This window comes from Amycolatopsis sp. lyj-346, from assembly GCF_046548975.1.
Classification (GTDB): domain Bacteria; phylum Actinomycetota; class Actinomycetes; order Mycobacteriales; family Pseudonocardiaceae; genus Amycolatopsis.
Genome location: NZ_JAJPWT010000010.1, coordinates 159,662 through 179,516, shown reverse-complemented (window position 1 = coordinate 179,516; position 19,855 = coordinate 159,662). Strand labels below are relative to the sequence as shown.

The window sequence follows — 19,855 nt, the reverse complement described above, 5'->3', positions numbered from 1 at the left end:
CTTGACCGTCTCCGCCTCACCACCCGCGGTCCACGACCGCCTCACCACGCGGGCCCGCGGCCTGCTGCTCGTGCTCTGCGGCGCCATGTTCCTCGACGCGCTCGACGTCTCCATGAAGGGTGTCGCGCTGCCCTCGATCGGCGCCGAGCTCGGCATGTCCACCGGCTCCCTGCAGTGGGTCGTCAGCGGCTACGTCCTCGGCTTCGGCGGCTTCCTGCTGCTCGGCGGCCGGGCGGCCGACCTGCTGGGCCGCCGCCGGATGCTGATCGGCGCGCTCGCCGTGTTCGCCGTCGCGACCGCGCTCGGCGGCTTCGCCACCAGCGGCCCGCTGCTCGTCGCCGCGCGGTTCGTCACCGGGATCAGCGCCGCGTTCAGCGCGCCCGCCGGGTTCTCGATCATCACGACGAGCTTCGCCGAGGGCCCGGTCCGCAACAAGGCCCTGTCGATCTACACCGCCACCGGCGCGACCGGCTTCTCGCTCGGGCTCGTCGCGGGCGGCCTGCTCACCGAAATCAGCTGGCGGTGGGTGTTCCACGCGCCGGTGCTCGTCGCGGCCGTGACCCTGATCGGTGCGCTCGCCGTCGTCCCGCGGACGGCCGCCGCACCGGGCCGGGGGTTCGACGTCGCCGGCTCCGCGACCATCACTGCGGCGATGCTCCTGCTGGTGTTCACGCTGGTCGAGGCGCCGAACGCGGGCTGGGCATCGGTGCGGACGCTCGGTTCGCTGGTGGCCGTCGCGGTACTGCTCGCAGGGTTCGCCGCCCTCGAACGCCGGGTGGCGAACCCGTTGCTGCGGCTGGGGATCCTGCGGTCCGGCCCGCTGGTGCGGGCGAACGTCGCGGCGATGTCGCTGCTCGGCGGCTGGGTCGGCGCGCTGTTCATCGTCACGCTGTACCTGCAGGACGTCCGCGGCTGGTCGGCGCTGGAAACCGGGCTGGCGGTGTGCCCGAGCGGCGTCGTCGTGGCGGTGCTCGCGCCGCGGATCGCCGCGCCGCTGGTCGGACGGTACGGCTCGGGCCGCGTTGCGCTGGCGGGCCTCGTCTCCTCGGTTGCCGCGTACGCGCTGCTGCAGTTCCTGGACGCCTCCAGCAGCTACGCGACGCTGATGCTGCCGGCGTTCCTGCTGGTGGGCGTGGCCTTCACGCCCACCTACGGCCCCCTGACGATGGCGGCCGCGGACAGCGTCCCGGCGGCCGGCCAGGGCCTCGCCGGCGGGCTGGTGAACACGGCGTTCCAGGTCGGCCCGGCCCTGGTGCTCGGCGTGGTCTCGGCGGTGACGGCGGCCGGCGGTCTCCAGGCGGCGCTGGTGGTCCCGCTGATCGTGGCCGCACTGGGGGTGGCCGCGATGCTCCCCGCCCTGCGCCGCGCCTGAGAAACGTGACGGCCTCCCCAAAGCCGGGGAGGCCGTCACGGTGTCACATGGCGGGCGGCGCCGCCTGCGTGCCCCACGCCGTGGGGGTGTCACTCAGGCGGAACCGGATCTTGCCCGCCCGCAGCAGGTCGGCGTGCGAGATCCAGCTGCGGGAGAAACTCCGGTGTCCGATCTGGACGTCCTTTGTGTACTGCAGTTTTCCGGCGCTCGCACCCGGTGCCTCGATTTCGATCTTGCGGCCGCCGTCCGGGCGGATCTCGACCTTCTCGAACATCGGCGTGCTGAGCAGGTACGTCCCGGAGCCCGGCTGGGCTTCGAAGACACCCGCCATGCCGAAGACGAGCCACGACGAGATGGTGCCGAGGTCGTCGTTGCCGGGCATGCCGTACGGCGTGTCCGTGAACAGCGTCCGCGCCGCCCGCAGCACGGCCGAGGTCTTCCACGGCGCGCCCGTCCAGCTGTACATCCACGGTGCGTGCAGGTCGGGCTCGTTGTTCGGGTTGAAGGCGAAGTTGTTGTGGTAGTCGTACGCGCCGTGGACCCAGGAGTCCTTGGCGGCCTTCGCCGGGTCGGTGAGCAGCAGCGGCATGTCGAAGAAGGTGTCGAGCCGCTTCTCCGCCTGCACCGGGCCGCCCATCAGGCCGAACAGCTTCGCGGTGTCCTGCTGGGCGAGCCACTGGTACTGCCACGGCGTGCCCTCGTGGAAGCCGGTGGACTTCGCCGGGTCGGGGTCGCCGACGCCGGTGCCGTCCGCGGCCTTGGTGCGCGGGAACCCCGTGAAGCCGCGGGATTCGACGCTGGTGTCCCACAGCTTCGCGAAGTTGCCGCAGCGGTCCTTGAGCGTCTTCGCCTTGTCACCGTAGCCGAGTCCCCGCGCCATTGTGGACAGTGCGCAGTCGGCGAGGGCGTACTCGAGGGTCGCCGAGCCGGCCTGCCGGGTGTCACCGTAGGTGTAGCCCGGCAGGTCCTGGTAGCCGATCCAGCCGTTCTGCACGTACGTCGGGTTGCCGTCGCGGCCGCGGAAGATCGACTGGTCCTTCGGCACTTCGTTGGCGTTGCGCCACAAGGCGTCGAACAACTGCCGCGCGGTGCTGTCGTCGAGGAGGCCGCGGCGGTAGTTGTCGACCACCCACGGCGTGACGGGGTCGCCGCTCATCACGTTCGTCTCGCCGCCGGCGAGCGCCCAGCGCGGGACCCAGCCGCCGTCCTGGTAGATCTTGAGGACGGACTTGGTCATGTCCGCGGCCTTGTCCGGGTGCAGCAGCGCGACCAGCTGGTTCTGCGAGCGGTAGGTGTCCCACAGCGAGAACATCTGGTAGTAGGTGTCCCGGCTGCGGTGTACCTGGTCGTCGAAGCCTCGGTATGAACCGTCCACATCGGACCCGACGGACGGGTGCAGCAGCGACCGGTACAGCGCGCTGTAGTAGGTCCGCTGGTCGGCGGTCGTCCCGCCGGCGACCCGCATCCGGTTCAGCTCGTCCCGCCAGGTGTCGTGGGCCTGGTCCTTCGCCCGGTCGAACGACTTCGGCTGCTCGGCCGCGCGGTTGAGCCGGGCGCCGTCGACGGAGGTGTACGACAGCCCGACCGAGGCGCCGACCTGCTTCTTCGCGGTGTCGAAGGTGAGCCAGGCGCCGGTGCGCTGGGTGCCGAGCTTGGCGTCGCGCTGGTTCGGCGTCAGCTTGTTGTCGGTCCACGTGCCGAAACTCGTGAACTTGCGGTCGAACTTGGCGCTGAAGAAGATCTTGTAGCGCTCTTTCTGCGTCTCCCAGCAGAAGTTGCCACCCTGCAGCCACCCCTCGACGGTGTCGTCCCCGACGACGTGGACGTCGCCGGCGTAGGTGTAGCCGTTGCTCTCGCCGACCTCGATGAGAACGTTTTCGCCGGCGGCGTCACCGGGGAACGTGTAGCGGTGCTGACCGGTGCGCTGGGTGGCGGTCAGTTCGGCATCGATGCCGTTGGCGAGCTTGACGCCGTAGTAGCCGGGCCGCCGGGTCTCGTCGGCGTGACTGAACTTGGCGCCGTACTGCGCCGGGTCACTCGTCGTGACGGCGCCGGTGGTCGGCATGAAGCGGAAGTTGCCCATCGTCTGGCAGCCGACGCCGGAGAGGTGGGTGTGGCTGAAGCCGAGAGTGGTGTCCTGCGCGTAGTCGTAGGACGCGTACTTCTTGAGCTGGGTGTCCGGGCTGAGCTGCACCATCCCGAACGGCGTGGTGGCACCGGGGAAGGTGGTGCCGTCACCGTTGTTGCCGATCGAGGTGTCGACGAGCGTGGTGGGATCACCGGCAAACCGCGGACCCGCTTCGGCGGGAGTCGCGAGGGCCACGGTGGTGGCCCCGGCGAGCAAAGTGGCAAGGACGCGCGTCCGCGTTCTCATCCCGTGTCCTCCTGACAACGTTGTCACCTTCACGGTGAGATCCTTTCCGTTGTCCGGTGGACAAATCAAGCCCCCGAAGGTCGGCTACTCGAAGGTGAACTTCGTCGCGTCCGTGATCGCTGACGAGCCGGCCTCGGTTTTGGCCACCACGTCGACCTCCTCGGGATAGCCGTCGGGCCGGATGGGCACCGCCACGACGATCTGCCAGTCGGACGGCGGCCCGATGGGCGTCGCCGGGAGCGTCCCGAAATGGATCGACGCCCTGGAAAGCCCGCTGCCGGTCACGGTCACTGCGCTCGCACGCGGCCCTTTTCCGGGGGTCACGCCGGTGACGACCGGCGCCAACGGACCGGAGGCTCCGTTGGCGCTCGCACCCTGCGCTTCGATGGCGGTCTGCGCGGTGCGGGAACCGAAGTAGAAACCGATGACCAGACTCAGCACGGTCAGCATGGAAGCGACGATTGTCTTGCGCAGGTCCGGCGCGTCGGCCGCACTCGAAAAGGCGGTGACGCCGAATGCGGCGGCGACCAGCGCCACCACGAGATAGGCAATCGTGGGCCGGGCGGTGTTCACGGTACCGCGAGGCCGGGCGATCAACCGCAGGATCGGCAGCAGGTCGGCGCCGCGGTGCTGGCCGGTCTTGAGCCACTCGGTCAGGTCTTTGCGCCACTTGGTGGCCCGGTGCAGGTCCACGACCATGGGAATGAAGGCCGCCACGAGGAGCACCACGACGAAAACGGCCACCAGCGCGACCGCAGCGTTCGGCGAAACGTCAATCAACGGGCCGGGCGGCGTGGAACTGGAAGGAGAACTCGGCGTCGCAGTTTGGGTCGGCACGAGGTGCAGCCCCATTTCGAAGTGCGTCATCACGCCGCCACCCGCCTTACTCGGTTGACTGGTATCCGCCCCAAAGCGTGATCCCGGAAAGCGGGGATGACCCATTACGGTCCCGAATCGGATCAATTTCTTTACGGGACCGAAATCTCGACCGGGATTTCCCCGCCGTCCGGCTCGCCGGTTCGGGAAAATCACCCATCCAATCAGACCTGGTGCGTCACGTGCCCGCCGAGGATGGTCGCCGTCACCGGGATGTTGCGCAGGTCCGCCGGGGTCAGCACCGACGGGTCCGCCGCCGTCACCATCAAGTCCGCGATGTCCCCCGCCGCCACCCCGCGACGGCCTCCGGATGACGCGGCCAGTGCGTCGGCCAGGGATAATGCCTGCTCCGGGTGCCATGGTGGGCGGTCGTCGTCCGTGCGGGAAACCGCCGATGCTATTCCGTCCCACGGGTCCAGTGGGGCGACCGGGGCGTCCGAACCGAACTCCAGGCGGGCCCCGGACTCCAGCAGCGATCGGTAGGGGAACGCCCGCGAAGTACGGCCGTGCCAGTGGCGGTCCGCCACGTCGCGGTCGTCCGGCTGGTGGGATGGCTGGACCGCCGCGATCACCCCGAGAGAAGCGAAACGCGGGACGTCGGAAGGTGACAACAGCTGCGCGTGCTCGATGCGGCCGGGGCAGCCGACCTCTTCGAACGCGTCCAGCGCGATCGTGTTCGCGCGGTCGCCGATCGCGTGGACCGCCGGGAGCAGCCCGTGGTCGAATGCCCGGCGCATCAGAGGAACCAGCTCGGCCGGCGGCAGTTCCAGCAAGCCCGGTGAATCCGCACCTGGGTACGGGTCGTGGCAGTAGGCCGTGCGGGTGTTGAGGGAGCCGTCCACGAAGAGCTTGAACGGGCCGACCGTCAGCAGCCCGCCGGAATCCGGGAGGACGTCGCCGGTGCGGTGGCCGCGCTCGATGGTCTGGTCCAGGAGGTGCTTGGCGATCACGCACGAGATGCGGGCGGCCGGGGCTCCGCGGCGGGTCCAGTCCGCCACCGTGTCCGCGTACTCGTAGTCGACGATCTGCGTCACGCCCCGCGCGGCCGCCGCGGCCACCGCTTCCGCCACCCACTGGTCCTGGACGTCGATCGCCGCCGTCGGGAGCTGGGCCGTCGCGCTCATGCAGTCGCCCTCGAGCAGGACGCCCGTCGGGTGGTCGCGGCCGATCAGCTTCAGCGCCGCCGGGCTCAGCCACAGCGTGTGCAGGTCCGCGCTGAACAACGCGACCGCGCGCCCGGGCAGCGCCCGCTGCAGCAGGTCCTTGTGCGGCTTGTCCGGCCACAGCCCGTCGCGGAACCCGGCGCCCACGACGAGTTCGGTCTGCGGCGCCGGCGTCGCCAGCAGGTGCGCGAGCAGCAGCTCGATCGCCTCCCCCGCCGAGCGCGCCGCGTCCAGCGGGATGCGACGCCGGGACGTCGCCCACTGCACCACGTGGACGTGCGCGTCGACCAGCCCGGGCAGCAGCGTCCCGCCGTGCCCGTCGAGCACGCGCGCGGCGAACCCGCCGGAACCCGGTTCGGTGATCGACGTGACCCGGCCGTCGTTCACCCGGACGTCGGCGAGTTCGCCGCCGAGCCCCGGCCGGACGCGACGCAGCAGGAGATCATCCATGCGGACCACCTTGCCAGCCCGGCCCGTCCGGGTGAAGCACGGCTTGAGATGAGGAACAGGTGGGTATTCCCGTAGCGTTTCCCGAGATGGCAGCCGTCGCCCGCCGAAGGGTCAGGGCCGGTCCACGGGCGCCGCCTTCACAAGCCGCGCAGGGTTCGACTCCCTCGGTTGCCGCCGAAGCCCGCGTCCGCCGTCGTCCTTTCCTTGAGCGTCCATTCCAGACAGGACTTCGCGCGCAGTCTCGAGCCCCTCCAGAACAGCTTTCACGTGAAAGCTGCGCTTCGGGTTGCCGCCCAACCGGCGAGCCTGTTAGGCCATTTGGCTCGCAACCAATTGCGGTCTATGGGCTAACTGTCTGATTGCTGCCGAACATCCCACCCTGTGTACTGCTCGGACGCACATCTTCACGAAGGGTCGTTTCAGTGGAACAGCACAGATCGCGCTGGAGACGGCGGGCCGGGATCACCATCCTCGCCACCGCTCTCGGCGCCTCCGTCCTCGGCGTCGCGGTCCCGGTGGCCTCCGCCCAGCAGGCCCCGCCGGCCAACGGCGCGGCCGACGGCAAGACCCTCGACGAGCACGACCGCGCGCTCGTCAACGAAGCCGAGAAGGCCGGGAAGCCGGACGTCACGCTGCTGATCGCCGCGGAAAAGGGCCAGACCGGCACCGCCGTGAACGAGCTCAAGGCCCTCGGCGGCGTCGTCCAGTCGACCGACACGAAGCTCGACTACGTCAAGGTGAGCATCCCGACCGGGAAGGCCGAGAAGGCCGCGAAGCTCAAGTCGGTCAACGCCGTCGACGTCGACGGGCTCATCGTGCGCGACGACCCGAAGCCCGACGGCGCGATGACTCCGCTGCCGCAGCCGGCGCCGGGCAAGGACACCCCGCGCGTCAACCCGTACCTGCCGACCGGCGACACCTACGCGGCGCAGTTCGGCCAGGTCCTGCCCAACTGGGACGGCAAGGGCACCACGGTCGCCGTGCTGGACTCCGGTGTCGACCTCGACTCCCCCGCGCTGGCCACCACCAGCCACGGCGAACGCAAGATCGTCGACTGGTACAACGCCAACGCCACCAACTCCGGCGACGGCACCTGGGTCAAGCAGTCGACCCAGACCTACACCGGCACCTTCACCTCGAACGGCCGGTCCTGGACGGCTCCGGCGACCGGCGGCCCGTACACGTTCGGCCTCTTCGGCGAGACCGCGGGCGACCTCGGCGCCGCGGACAGCGAGACCGGCGGTGACGTCAACCGCGACGGCGACCGCGCCGACTCCTTCGGCGTGCTGCTCGACCCCACGTCCAAGGACGTCCGGGTCGACCTCAACGGCAACGGTGACTTCACCGACGAAAAGCCGATGACCGACTACAACAAGAAGTACGACGTCGGCTTCTTCGGCACCGACAACCCGGCGACCGACATCGCCGAGCGGATGGCCTTCGTCGTCCAGACCGACAAGCCGGGCTTCGTCGGCATCGGCATCGCCGGTGCGGAACACGGCTCGCACGTCGCCGGCATCGCCGCCGGCAACGACCTGTTCGGCGGCAAGATGGACGGCGCCGCCCCGGGCGCGAAGGTCCTGTCCGTCAAGGTCTGCCTCACCAGCGCGGGCTGCACGTCGTCCGGCCTGATCGACGGTGTCGTCTACGCCGCCAGCCACGGCTCCGACGTCATCAACATCTCGATCGGCGGCCTGCCGTCCCTCAACGACGGCAACAACGCCCGTGCGGAGCTCTACAACCGCACGATCGCCGAGTACAACGTCCAGATCTTCATCTCGGCGGGCAACAGCGGCGCCGGGGCGAACACCGTCGGCGACCCGTCGGTGACCACGGACGCGATCTCGGTCGGCTCGTACATCACCAAGGAGACCTGGCTGTCGAACTACGGCTCGGTCACCAGGAACCCCGAGTCGATGCACCCGTTCTCCTCGCGCGGCCCGCGTGAGGACGGCGGCTTCAAGCCGGACATCACCGCGCCCGGCGCGGCCATCGCCACCGTCCCGCGGTGGGAGGTGCCGAGCCCGGTGGCCGGCACGTACCCGCTGCCCGCCGGCTACGCGATGCTGCAGGGCACGTCGATGGCGGCGCCGCAGGCGGCCGGCGCGGCGGCACTGCTGGTGAGCGCGTACAAGGCAACGCACAACGGCCAGCGGCCGCCGGTGGCGCAGCTGCGGGCGGCGATCAAGTCGACCGCGCGGTTCGTGCCGGGCATCGGCGCGTACGCCCAGGGTGCGGGCCTGTTCAACGTCCCGGCCGCGTTCGTCGCGCTTTCGCTCAACCCGAAGCCGGACGCCGTTTCGACGTCGGTCGAGGTGCACACCGCGCTGTCGGGCCTGCTGGCCAAGCCGAACACGGGCGTGGGCATCCACGACCGCGAAGGCGTGACCATCGGCAAGGCGTACACCCGGACGTACACGATCACCCGCACCACGGGCGCGGCGCACCCGGTGCCGTACTTCGTGCGGTGGGTCGGCAACGACGGCACGTTCTCCTCCGGCTCGACGGTGGCGCTGCCGCTGAACACCCCGGTGAAGTTCGACGTCAAGGTCAACGCGAAGAGCACCGGGGTCCACTCGGCCCTGCTCTACCTGGACAACCCGCTGACCATCGGCATCGACGTGCAGACCCTCAACACGGTCTTCGCGCCGCAGGAGTTCGTCGCCGGCAAGGGTTTCCAGGTCGACGTCTCGGGCAAGGCCGCGCGCAACCAGGCGACCAGCTACTTCGTGCGGGTGCCGCAGGGTGCCAGCGCGCTGAAGGTGGACCTGGACGCGGGTGCCGGTGCCCCGGGCAAGGGCCAGGTGCGGTTCCTGCGGTACGACCCGACCGGTGTCCCGGCCGAGGCCAGCACCTCGACGACCGCGTGCTACCTGCCCGACGCGGGTGCGGGCTGTGCCGGCGGTACGCCGACCAGCCGGACCGTCGCCAACCCGCTGCCGGGCGTGTGGGAGATCGTCGTCGAAGCGCGGCGGACGTCCGATGTGGACGAAGCGCCGTACAAGCTGTCCGCGGCGGTGCTGGGCACGGCGATCTCGCCGAACCCGGACACCATCGCCTCGGCCACGCTGAACACGCCGATCCCGCGGTCCTACACCGTGCAGAACACGCTCGGCGCGTTCACCGGCAAGCTCACCGGGGCCACGCTGGGCAGCGCCAAGACGCAGCGGCCGTCGATCGCCGAGGGTGCGCAGCAGCAGTACCAGATCCCGGTGACGGCGGGCTCGCAGTCGCTGACCGTCACGATCGGCAAGACGTCCGACGTCGGCGCCGACCTGGACCTGGTGCTCTACAACTGCACCACCGGGTCCTGCGTGCAGGCGGCGGTCAGCGCGGACGGTGACTCCGAGGAGTCGGTGACCGTGCCCAACCCGGCCGCGGGCACGTGGGTCGCGCTGGTCGACGGCTACGCGGTGCCGGCGGGCACCACGGAGTTCGACTACCTCGACGTGTTCACCAACCCGGCGTTCGGTTCGGTCACGGTGACCGACGCCAACGCCCTGCGCGCGTCGGGCAGCTCGTGGACGGTGCCGGCGACGGTGACGGCCACCGCCGTCCCGGCCGCGAGCCGGACCCTGCGCGGTCAGCTGACCGTGCAGACCGACACCGGTGTCACGGTCGGCTCCTCGCTGGTGCAGATCAACGCGGTGAGTTAGTTCTCCCATCCGTGAAGGCCGTCCCGAGAGCTTTCGGGGCGGCCTTCACGGCGTTCAGGCCTCTTGGGCCCGGGTCACGAAGGGGGCCGGGTCCGCCAGGACGCGGTGGATGACCCGGCCGGCGGCGCCGAGCGTGGCCGCGTCGCCGCCGAGTCGGGAGGCCGACAGCACCGGGGGCGTGCCGCGCAGCCCGCCGAGGCGGGTCGCCAGCACCTCCGACACCGGCCCGGACAACCACGGGTACAGCTGGGTGAACACCCCGCCGAGCACGATGCGGTCGAGGTCCAGGAGGTTCACCGCCGACGTACACGCGATGCCGAGGGCACGCCCGGCCGCCGCGCACGCCGCCAGCGCCGTGCGGTCGCCGCGCTCCAGTGCTTCCAGCAAGGCCGGCACCGAAGCGGCGTTTCCCGCCGCCAGCAACGCTTCCTGGCCGGCGTAGGTTTCCAGGCACCCGCTGCCGCCGCAGCGGCACCGCGCGCCGTCCGGGGCCACGACCACGTGCCCCAGCTCGCCGGCCAGGCCCGTGGCGCCGGAGTACAGCACGCCGTTGACGACCACGCCGGCGCCGATGCCGATCTCGCCGGAGACGTAGAGGAAGTCGCGTTCGCCGTCGCCGTACCAGAACTCGCCGAGGGCCGCGAGGTTCGCCTCGTTGTCCAGTTCGACCGGGACCGGCAGCCGCAGCAGGTCGGCCGGGCGGACGTCCTGCCAGCCGAGGTTGGGGGCGCTGAACAGCACGCCGTCCCCGACCGGGCCGGACACCGCCAGCACCGCGCCCGCCGCCTCCAGCCCCAGCCGGTGCGCCTCGGCGAGCGCGTCGGTGGCCAGGTCCTGCAGCTCCCCCAGCACCTTCTTCGGCCGCGAGCCGCGGTTGTCGCGTTCGCGGCGGGCGGCGACCCGGACCTCGCCGGTGAGGTCGAGCACGCGCACCGCGAGGTAGTCGACGTTGACCTCCAGGCCCAGCGACGCCACCCGGGCCCCGCTCAGCACGACCGCCACTCCGGGCCGGCCGCGTTCGCCCACCCGTGCCGGGCCGGTTTCCGCGAGCAGGCCCGCCTCCACGAGGTCGCCGACGAGCTTCGAGATCGTGGACTTGGTGAGCCCGGTGACTTCGGCGAGCGCGGCCCGGGTGAGCGGGCCGCCGCGGCTGACCGCGCCCAGCACGACCTCGAGGTTGCGGGCGCGCATCTCTTCGTGCCGCACGGCCTGCGTCATCGTGTCCTCCCGCGAAGCACTGTAACCCGGCCTCTTGACGCCGGGGACCCCCGCAGCGCATATTTAGTCTACAACGTGAACTAAATGAAGGGACAGTCATGAGCGACTACGCTCCCCAGCCGGCCGACAAGTTCACCTTCGGCCTCTGGACCGTCGGCTGGCCCGCGAACGACCCGTTCGGGGTGGCGACGCGGGCGGCGCTGGACCCGGTCGAGAGCGTGCACCGCCTCGCGGAGCTGGGCGCCTACGGCGTGACCTTCCACGACGACGACCTCCTGGCCACCGAGCCGGACCGCGACAAGGCGATCGAGCGCTTCCGCAAGGCACTGGCCGAGACGGGCCTGAAGGTGCCGATGGCGACGACCAACCTGTTCACCCACCCGGTGTTCAAGGACGGCGGCCTGACCAGCAACGACCGCGACGTCCGCCGGTACGCGCTGCGGAAGGTCCGCCGGAACGTCGACCTCGCGGCCGAGCTCGGCGCCGAGACCTACGTCGTCTGGGGCGGCCGCGAAGGCGCCGAGTCCGACGCCGCGAAGGACGTCCGCGCGGCGCTGGACCGCTACAAGGAGGGCCTGGACCTGCTCGCGGACTACGTCGTCGAGAAGGGCTACTCGCTGCGGTTCGCGCTGGAGCCCAAGCCGAACGAGCCGCGCGGCGACATCCTGCTGCCGACGATCGGGCACGCGCTGGGCTTCATCTCGCAGCTCGCGCGGCCGGAGCTGTTCGGGCTCAACCCGGAGGTCGGGCACGAGCAGATGGCCGGGCTGAACTTCGTGCACGGCATCTCGCAGGCGCTGTGGCAGGGCAAGCTGTTCCACATCGACCTCAACGGCCAGCACGGCCCGAAGTACGACCAGGACCTGATCTTCGGCCACGGCGACCTGAAGAGCGCGTTCTTCCTGGTCGACCTGCTGGAGAACGGCGGCTACGACGGCCCGCGGCACTTCGACTACAAGCCGCTGCGCACCGAGGACGCCGCGGACGTGTGGGTCTCGGCGGCGGCGAACATGCGGACGTACCTGATCCTCAAGGAGAAGTCGGCGGCGTTCCGGGCCGACCCGGAGGTCGCCGAGGCACTGGCGGCGTCGCGGGTCCCGGACCTCTCGACGCCGACGCTGGCCCCGGGCGAGACGTTCGACGACGTCCTGAACGACGAGTTCGACCTCGACGCGGCGGCTGCGCGCGGGTACCACTTCACCCGGCTCAACCAGCTCGCCCTGGAGCACCTGCTCGGCGTGCGCTGACCACCGTCCGCTACGCCGCGGGAGTGCTTCCCGCGGCGTAGCGGATCGCGCCCAGGATGAGCGCGCGGAACGCCGGGTCGGCGTACGACTCGCTCGTGTGACCGAGTCCGGTGTAGAACGCCCGGCCGCGACCCTGCGGGTGACACCACGTGATCGGGTGGTCCGCCCCCATCCCGCCTCCGGTGTAGCTGGACTCGTCCAGGGACTGCAGCACGTGCACGCGGCCACGCGGGTTGGCGCGGAAGTCGTACAGCTCGTCGGTGCGGGTCCACACCGGCGGCAGGTGGGCGGTCGCCGGGTGGGTGGCGTCTTCGGTGACGAAGCGGGCCTGCTGGATCGCCGGGTGGGTCTTGAACCAGGCGCCCACCAGCTGCCCGTACCACGGCCAGTCGTACTCCGTGTCGGCTGCCGCGTGGATGCCGACGTAACCGCCACCACCCTCTACATAGGACTCGAACGCCGCCCGCTGCGCCGCGTCCAGTACCGCACCGCTGGTCGACAGGAACACCACCGCGGCACAACCGGCCGTGAAGACCGGCGCCTCCTCGGTGGCCGTGACGTCGAAACCGTGCACCGACCCCAGTTCCCGGATCGCCTCGATCCCCGCCGGGATCGAGTCGTGCCGGTATCCGGCCGTCTTGGAGAACACCAGTACCTGCACGGGGAACCTCTTCACTCGGTGGGAACGGCGGCCGCCAGCAGGAGGTCCTTGACCTCCGTGGCGTGGATCTTCTCGCGCGCGAACGCGGGGTCCGAGCACAGCAGCACGGGGCCGTCCCCGGGCGAGTCCGGGAGCCGGCCGTGGCTGCCGCGCACCGGCGCCGGGTCCAGCGGGACGACCTGCATCGAATAGCGCAGGCCGAGCTTCTTGCGGGCCAGTGCGGCCGCCGCCTTCAGCTTGACCTTCGGATCCTTCGGGTCGAAGAACAGCTCGGCCGGGTCGTACCCCGGCTTGCGGTGGATCTCCACGGTCTTCGCGAAGTCCGGCGCGCGGTCGTCACTCAGCCAGTAGTAGTAGGTGAACCACGCGTCCGGCTCGGCGATCGCGACCAGCTCGCCCGCCCGCTCGTGGTCGACGCCGAGCCCGGCCTGTCCCGCGCGGTCCAGGACGACGTCCACTCCGGACAGCCCGGCGACGAGGTCCCGCACCCGCGGGACGTCGGCCGGATCGGCGACGTAGACGTGCGCGACCTGGTGGTCGGCCACCGCGAACGCCCGGGACGTCCACGGGTCCAGGTACTCCATGCCCGCCTGGACGTACACGTTGAGCAGGCCTTCGCGGCGCAGCGCCCGGTTGACGTCGACCGGACGGCTCGCGTTCGTGATGCCGTACTCCGACAGCGCGACGACGGTGTGCCCGCCCGCGGCCGCGAAGTCCAGCAGGGGGCGCAACGCCGTGTCGATCGCCCGTGCGGCCGCCGCGGCCTGAGGCGCGTCCGGGCCGAAGCGCTGCAGGTCGTAGTCCAGGTGCGGGAGGTAGACCAGCGTGGTGTCCGGGCGGTCCTCGGCCAGCACCTGCCGCGCGGCCGCGATGATCCACTTCGACGACGTGATCGACGCCGTCGGGCCCCAGTAGGTGAACAGCGGGAACTCGCCGAGGGTGCCGACGAGCCGGTCGTGCAGCTGCGGCGGGTGGGTGTAGCAGTCCGGGGACTTCTTGCCGTCGGCGTGGTAGATCGGCCGCGGGGTCACCGTGAGGTCGGTGTCCGCACCCATCGCGTACCACCAGCAGAGGTTCGCGACCCGGTGGCCGGGCTGCGCGCGGCGGGCCGCGTCCCAGAACTTGTCCCCCTGCACGAGCCGGTTGTGCTGGCGCCACAGGAACACTTCGCCGAGTTCGCGGAAGTACCAGCCGTTGCCGACGATCCCGTGCCGCGCCGGGGTGAGCCCGGTGAGGAACGTCGACTGCACCGGGCACGTGACGGCCGGGAACACCGTGTCGAGCTGCGCGGTGAAGCCGGGTTCGGCCATCTTGCGCAGGTTCGGCATGTGCGGGAGCAGCCGCGGCGTGAGCCCGACGACGTCGAGGACGAGCAAGCTCATGCGCACACCTCGCTGACGCTCGGTGCGGCCTGAGCCGAAGGCGCAGTGTTGAATGATTCGTTCGCAGGCTCACTCATGCGCACACCTCGCTGACACTCGGTGCGGCCTGAGCCGAAGGCGCAGTGTTGAATGATTCGTTCGCAGGCTCACTCATGCGCACACCTCTTCCAGGCCGAGCGCGGTCAGTTGTCGCCGGGTCCAGTCCAGCTCGGCCGCGATGCCCGCGACCAGCCCGGCGTCGTCGGCGGGTGCGTCCGGGAGCACCTGCCAGGTGTAGGTCTCGACCTCGACGTGGTCGGTGCGCGCGGCCTCGCCGCCGAAGAGCTCGGCCAGCGTGCCCGCCAGCACCGGCCGGGTCGACGTCAGCGGCGGCGCCGGGTCGGCGTGCAGCGGCACGTGGAAGTGCACCCGCCACGGCGCTTTCCCCGGCAGGCCACCGGCCAGCGCCAGATCGAGGTCGTCGGCGCCGGGCGGGGCGCTTTCGGTGCTCTGGTGCAGGAACCGCGGCTCCACGAAGGACTCCAAAGCGGCCCGCGTCGCCGGATCGGCCGGATCCGCGGCCTCGAGGGCGGCCGACGCCTGGAGCTTGACGACCGCCAGCCCGGCGGCGTCCAGCCGGCCCAGCGCGGCGGCCGGGTCCTCGAAGCCCACCGCGAGGTGGCACGCGTCCAGGCAGACGCCCAGCCATTCATTGTCCACTTCGGACAGCAAGGCCGCGGCCTGCGCGGTGGTCTCGACGACGCAGCCGGGCTCCGGCTCGAACGCCACGCGCACCGGGCGGTCCTGCCCGGCCAGCCCCTTGGCGAGCACGTCGAGCTGCCCGCCGTCGCCCCGCCAGTCCGTGCGCCAGCCGAGCGGCAGTGTCGACACGCTGCCGCGCACCGCGTCGGCCGGCATCAGCTCGGCGAGCAGCCGCGCGAGGTCCAGGGTGTACCGCGTCCGTTCGGGTGTCGCCCAGTCCGGCCGGTAGACCCGGTGCTTGACCACCGGGTCGTGGAAGCCCTGGTACGGGAAGCCGTTGAAGGTGACGACCTCCAGCCCGCGCGCCGCCAGCTCGGCGCGCAGCCTGGCCACCGCGGCGGGGTCGCCGGCCAGCTCGGAAGCCACCGGCCGGGCCAGCCAGAGCCCCAGCCCGAGCCGGTCCACGCCGAGGCGCTCGCGGACCGGCTCGCCGAAGCGGGCCAGCTGGGCCAGCACGCCGTCGAGGTCTTCGGCCTGGTGCACGTTGGTGCAGTAGGCGAGGTGGACGAGGGTGCCGTCGCGGTGCCGGAACCTCACTTGCGTGCTCCCCGCAGGATCGAGTTGCCCGCGAACTCGGCGGCCGCGGTCTCCGATTCCAGCGAAAGCCGCCCGCTCCGGCCGTAGAACTCGACGGGGTTGCGCCACAACACCCGGTCGACGTCGTCCTCGGTGAACCCCGCGGCCAGCATCGCTTCGCCGGTCCGGCGCGTCTTGAGCGGGTCGCTCTTGCCCCAGTCGGCGGCGGAGTTCACCAGCACGCGCTCGGTGCCGTACTCCCGCAGGATCGCGACCATCCGGTCCTCGTCCATCTTCGTGTCCGGGTAGATGGAGAAACCCAGCCAGCAGCCCGATTCCTTCGCCATCGCGACGGTCAGCTCGTTGAGGTGGTCGAGCACGACGCGGTCCGGCGCGATCTCCGACTCCCGGACGACGGCGATGCTCCGCTCGGTCCCGGCCGCCTTGTCGCGGTGCGGGGTGTGGACCAGTGCCGGCAGGTCGTGGGCGATCGCCAGCGCGAGCTGCGCGGCGAACGCCTTGTCCTCGTCGGCGGTCATCGAGTCGTAGCCGATCTCGCCGACCGCGACCACCCCGTCCTTCTCCAGGTACCGCGGCAGCACCTCCAGCACCGGGACGCAGCGCGGGTCGTTGGCCTCCTTCGGGTTGAGCGCGATCGTGCAGTGGTGGGCGATGCCGAACTGGCTCGCGCGGAACGGCTCCCAGCCGACGAGGGAGTCGAAGTAGTCGGTGAAGCTGCCGACGTTCGTGCGCGGCTGGCCCAGCCAGAACGCCGGCTCGACGAGCGCCCGCACCCCGGCGGCGTGCATGGCCGCGTAGTCGTCGGTGGTCCGGGAGCTCATGTGGATGTGGGGATCGAAGATGCGCATCAGCCGTCCTGTTCGTTCAGCAGGGTGCGGAGATCGGCGGGGACTTCGCGGCCCGCCGCGGTGCGTTCGGCGGCGAAGGACCGCAGCATGCGCAGCAGTTCTTCGTCGGTCCGGCGGTCCAGGCCGGCCACGTTCGCCAGCGGAACACCCATGAAGACGCACTTGAGGACGCCGTGGCGGTACGCGGCGTCGTCGAGGTGCGTGGCGGCGTACTCACCCATCGCCGCGGCGACCAGGCGGGTGTCGTTGGTGCGCAGGGCGTCCGCGACCAGCTCGACCCCGGCGTCTCCGATGTCCACGACAGACAGTGCGTGCAGGACGGCGCGTTTCTCCGCGGCGTCGCCGTGGCGGTAGAGCCCCGGCAGTTCCGCCGCGGCGCCGGGGGCCGCTTGCAGGAGCCGGACGCGGGCCACGTCGTCGACCGTCCGGCCGGGGACGTCCGACGGCCCCCGGCCGCAGTGCCGGCCGACGGCGGGGAAGACCGTGCGCAACGCCGTCGCGTCGGCAGCCACCTTGGCCAGTGCGCCTTCCAGCCAGCCGGTCACGCCGCCACCGCCTTCCGCAGGAACTCCAGGGATTCCCGGGCGATCAGCGGGGCCGCGTGGCTGTCCCGCGGCAGTTCGACGGCGACGAGCCCGGCGTACTGCGCCAGTGCGGCCAGCACCGGCGGGAAGTCGATCTCGCCCTTCCCGAACTCCAGGTGCTCGTGCGTGCCGCGGCGCATGTCGTCGATCTGGACGTTGACCAGCCGTGGCAGTGCGCGGCGCACGCAGTCCGGCACGGACGCCGTCTCATTGCACCGGCAGTGCCCGATGTCCAGCGTCAGCCCGAACCGCGCCGGATCGCCGAGCCGGCGCGCCAGCTCGAAGTAGCCGTCGAGGTCCTCGACGAGCATCCCGGGCTCCGGTTCGAACCCGAGCGTGACGTCGTGCTCGTCGGCGGCCTCGAGCACCTCGGCGCAGCCGTCGACCAGGTGCGCCCAGGCGTCCTCGGGAGCGAGGTCCGCGGGCCGGTTGCCGCTCCAGAAGGAGACGGCCTCCGCGCCGAGGTCGGCCCCGATCGCCACCGCCCGGGTCAGGAACTCGACGCGGCGCGCGCGGCCGGGGTCCAGGAACGTCGGCGCGTGCTTGTGCCAGGGGTCCAGCAGGAACCGGGCGCCCGTCTCGATCACCACGGCCAGCCGGAGCCGGTCCAGCTCCGCGGCCAGGGCAGCGACCCGGCGGGCGAGGCCGGGTCCGAAGGGGTCGAGGTGCTGGTGGTCGAGGGTGAGCGCGACGCCGTCGTACCCGAGGTCGGCGAGCACGCGTAGGGCGTCGCCGAGCCGGTGGTTGGCGAAGCCGTTGGTGCCGTACCCGAACCTCATGTCGGCGACACCTTCCGGCTCAGCAACCGCGCGAGCGGGAACGCGGCGGCCACGGCCAGCGCCGGGCGCCACGCGCCGGTCCGCGCGATCAGCCCGGCCTGCAGCGGGATCATGCCGTGGATCCCGGCCCCGACCGCCCGCCGGATCTTACGGGGGGCCGGGTCGCGGACGGCGTCGTACTGCGCTCCGCCGGTGGTCACCGCATACGTCCCGAGCAACGCCGAGGACAGCAGGCCGCCGCGGCCGGCGGCGATCCCCACGACGGCGGTCGCGGCCAGCGCGGCCGCGGGCAGCGCGGGCTTCGCACCGTCCACTTCGGACCTTGACAGCGTTGTTACGGCGTACGTGTGCGCCCCGACGGTCAGCGCCGCGGGCAGCGCGGCTTTCGCCCCGGCCGCTCCGAGCAGGACGTCGAGGGTGCGGGCCGCGGCCATCGCGGCCGGGCCGAGCACGGTGTTCTTGAGCGCGAAGTCGTAGGCCCAGACGGTCGCGGCCAGCGGACCGGCGACGCGCAGCGCCCGCCGTCCCCCGGCAGCCGCGGCGATGCCCAGCCCACCCGCGGTCAGCGCGGTGGCGACGCCGAGCGCGGTCTTCGGGGCGACCCGGCCCGACGGGATCGGCCGTTCGGGCCGTTCGACCGCGTCGAGGCGGCGGTCGGCGTAGTCGTTGAGCGCCATGCCCGCCCAGTAGAGGCAGACCGAAGCACCGGTCAAGGCGAGCGTGCGGCGGCCGAACGGCCAGCCCGCGGCCGCGGCACCGGCGACGGCGTCCCCGGGCACGGTCAGCGCGGCGGGCGCGCGGACGAGTTCGGCGAGCGCCTTCACCGGTGCGCCCACTCACGCAGCGCCGCGTACTGCGACGCCAGGTCGTGCGGGCCGTCGCCGACGGGGTCCTTGAAGAAGAACCCGAACTCGGCGACCGGCCCGGCAACGCCCTCGCGGCAGGCCTTGCCGGTCAGCCGGGCGAGGTCGAGCACCAGCGGCGCGGCGAGCGCCGAGTCGCAGCCCTGCCAGGTGAGCTGCAGCGTCATCCGCGCGCCGAGGAACCCTTCGAACAGCACGTGGTCCCATGCGGTCTTCCAGTCGCCGAGCGCCGGCACGTGGTCGATGTGCACCTCGCCGTCGACCGGGTGGCCCAGGTTCCGGGCCAGTACCTGCTGCTTGGACGCGTTCTTGCTGGCCGCGGCCCCGGGGTCGGCCAGCGTGGCGCCGTCACCACCGCCGAGCAGGTTCGTGCCCGACCAGGCCAGGACGTCCAGCCCGCGCTGGGCGAACATCGGCGCGAGCACCGACCGCAGCAACGTCTCGCCGGTCTTGCCGTCCCGGCCCGCGTACGGCTGCCCGGTGGCGTGGGCCAGTTCGCCGAGCGCGGGCAGGCGCGCCCCGGTGGACGGGGTGAAGTCGACAAAGCCACAACCGGCGCGGAATGCGGCGTAGGCGTAGCGCGCGCTCGCGGGCAGCACGTCTTCGCCCGCGTCCAGCGCGGCTTCGAGAGCGGCCAGGGAAGCGTGGGCCGGGTGCGGGTCGCACGGCGGCTCGGTGGAGGCGACGTTGAGGACGACGACGTGGTCCAGTCCCGTCCGGAACTCGGCCAGGTCCGCGACCACCTGGTCGATGGCCGCGCGACCGGCGCCGGCGGGGGCGGGGCGCAGCCGGGCCTCGGCCGCCACCAGCTCGGCCGCGACCGCGCCGGGCAGCGCCGTCGGCAGCACTCCGGCGGCCACCAGGTGTTCGGCCCGTTTGACCAGCGGCGTGTCCACCAGGTCGTGCCCCCCGAAGACCAGGTCCCCCAGGCCGGGCAGCGCCGCCCCGGCGAAGTCCGGCAGTTCGGTCACGCAGCCGGTGCGCCCGGCGAGTCCCGCCCGCAGGGCGGCCGCCCCGGCGACGGCCGTGGTGGCCACCGATCCGCGGGCGCCGATCAGCCAGACCCCGATCTTCCCCATGGTTCCTCCAGTTCCCCGGTCCAGC

15 protein-coding genes are annotated in these 19,855 nt (G+C 71.7%); 3 read left to right on the top strand and 12 right to left on the bottom strand.

The genetic code is table 11. From position 1 onward, the window contains the following. The first annotated feature begins 1 nt into the window (after position 1). On the top strand, positions 2-1,372 hold the full coding sequence (locus ACLJQE_RS27570; protein WP_410642293.1) for an MFS transporter: 1,371 nt from the start codon (positions 2-4) through the stop codon (positions 1,370-1,372). A 43-nt stretch (positions 1,373-1,415) separates the two neighbouring features. On the opposite strand, the gene ACLJQE_RS27565 is transcribed toward ACLJQE_RS27570, so the two are convergent. From ACLJQE_RS27565 to ACLJQE_RS27555, 3 genes are all read right to left on the bottom strand, one after another. Continuing rightward, positions 1,416-3,746 (bottom strand): GH92 family glycosyl hydrolase, encoded by a 2,331-nt coding sequence (locus tag ACLJQE_RS27565; protein WP_410642291.1) that lies wholly within the window; start codon positions 3,744-3,746, stop codon positions 1,416-1,418. A gap of 84 nt (positions 3,747-3,830) precedes the next feature. Next, a complete protein-coding gene (locus tag ACLJQE_RS27560; protein ID WP_410642290.1) occupies positions 3,831-4,613 on the bottom strand; it encodes an IPT/TIG domain-containing protein in 783 nt (260 codons plus the stop codon). Positions 4,614-4,786: 173 nt separating this feature from the next. Continuing rightward, complete coding sequence (locus tag ACLJQE_RS27555; RefSeq protein ID WP_410642288.1) at positions 4,787-6,235, bottom strand: amidohydrolase family protein; 1,449 nt, start codon at positions 6,233-6,235, stop codon at positions 4,787-4,789. 422 nt (positions 6,236-6,657) lie between these two features. Here ACLJQE_RS27555 and ACLJQE_RS27550 point away from each other — a divergent pair, with 422 nt between their 5' ends. Next, the gene (locus ACLJQE_RS27550; protein WP_410642287.1) at positions 6,658-9,891 is read left to right on the top strand and encodes a S8 family serine peptidase; all 3,234 of its coding nucleotides are present in this window, start codon (positions 6,658-6,660) and stop codon (positions 9,889-9,891) included. Between the two features lie 54 nt (positions 9,892-9,945). On the opposite strand, the gene ACLJQE_RS27545 is transcribed toward ACLJQE_RS27550, so the two are convergent. Then, entirely contained in the window at positions 9,946-11,109 is a 1,164-nt protein-coding gene (locus ACLJQE_RS27545; RefSeq protein WP_410642286.1) for an ROK family protein, read from the bottom strand. A 98-nt stretch (positions 11,110-11,207) separates the two neighbouring features. Here ACLJQE_RS27545 and xylA point away from each other — a divergent pair, with 98 nt between their 5' ends. After that, positions 11,208-12,356, top strand: a complete 1,149-nt coding sequence (gene xylA, locus ACLJQE_RS27540; protein ID WP_410642285.1) for a xylose isomerase — start codon at positions 11,208-11,210, stop codon at positions 12,354-12,356. A 10-nt stretch (positions 12,357-12,366) separates the two neighbouring features. Here xylA and ACLJQE_RS27535 read toward each other — a convergent pair whose 3' ends face one another. The 8 genes from ACLJQE_RS27535 to ACLJQE_RS27500 all read right to left on the bottom strand — a co-directional run bounded on the left by ACLJQE_RS27535 (position 12,367) and on the right by ACLJQE_RS27500 (position 19,830). After that, positions 12,367-13,017, bottom strand: a complete 651-nt coding sequence (locus ACLJQE_RS27535; protein WP_410642284.1) for a ThuA domain-containing protein — start codon at positions 13,015-13,017, stop codon at positions 12,367-12,369. An 11-nt stretch (positions 13,018-13,028) separates the two neighbouring features. Beyond that, positions 13,029-14,399 (bottom strand): alkaline phosphatase family protein, encoded by a 1,371-nt coding sequence (locus tag ACLJQE_RS27530; RefSeq protein WP_410642283.1) that lies wholly within the window; start codon positions 14,397-14,399, stop codon positions 13,029-13,031. A 150-nt stretch (positions 14,400-14,549) separates the two neighbouring features. Beyond that, complete coding sequence (eboE, locus tag ACLJQE_RS27525) at positions 14,550-15,677, bottom strand: metabolite traffic protein EboE (protein ID WP_410642282.1); 1,128 nt, start codon at positions 15,675-15,677, stop codon at positions 14,550-14,552. Continuing rightward, the gene (locus ACLJQE_RS27520; RefSeq protein WP_410642281.1) at positions 15,674-16,525 is read right to left on the bottom strand and encodes a TatD family hydrolase; all 852 of its coding nucleotides are present in this window, start codon (positions 16,523-16,525) and stop codon (positions 15,674-15,676) included. Before ACLJQE_RS27520 ends, eboE begins: the two co-directional genes overlap by 4 nt. Continuing rightward, positions 16,525-17,070 (bottom strand): EboA domain-containing protein, encoded by a 546-nt coding sequence (locus tag ACLJQE_RS27515; protein WP_410642280.1) that lies wholly within the window; start codon positions 17,068-17,070, stop codon positions 16,525-16,527. The genes ACLJQE_RS27520 and ACLJQE_RS27515 overlap by 1 nt, the downstream gene beginning before the upstream one ends. Next, entirely contained in the window at positions 17,067-17,888 is an 822-nt protein-coding gene (locus ACLJQE_RS27510) for a sugar phosphate isomerase/epimerase family protein (RefSeq protein WP_410642279.1), read from the bottom strand. Before ACLJQE_RS27510 ends, ACLJQE_RS27515 begins: the two co-directional genes overlap by 4 nt. After that, complete coding sequence (locus ACLJQE_RS27505) at positions 17,885-18,712, bottom strand: SCO3242 family prenyltransferase (protein ID WP_410642482.1); 828 nt, start codon at positions 18,710-18,712, stop codon at positions 17,885-17,887. The genes ACLJQE_RS27510 and ACLJQE_RS27505 overlap by 4 nt, the downstream gene beginning before the upstream one ends. Next, complete coding sequence (locus ACLJQE_RS27500) at positions 18,709-19,830, bottom strand: inositol-3-phosphate synthase (protein ID WP_410642278.1); 1,122 nt, start codon at positions 19,828-19,830, stop codon at positions 18,709-18,711. The genes ACLJQE_RS27505 and ACLJQE_RS27500 overlap by 4 nt, the downstream gene beginning before the upstream one ends. Positions 19,831-19,855 lie beyond the last annotated feature (25 nt).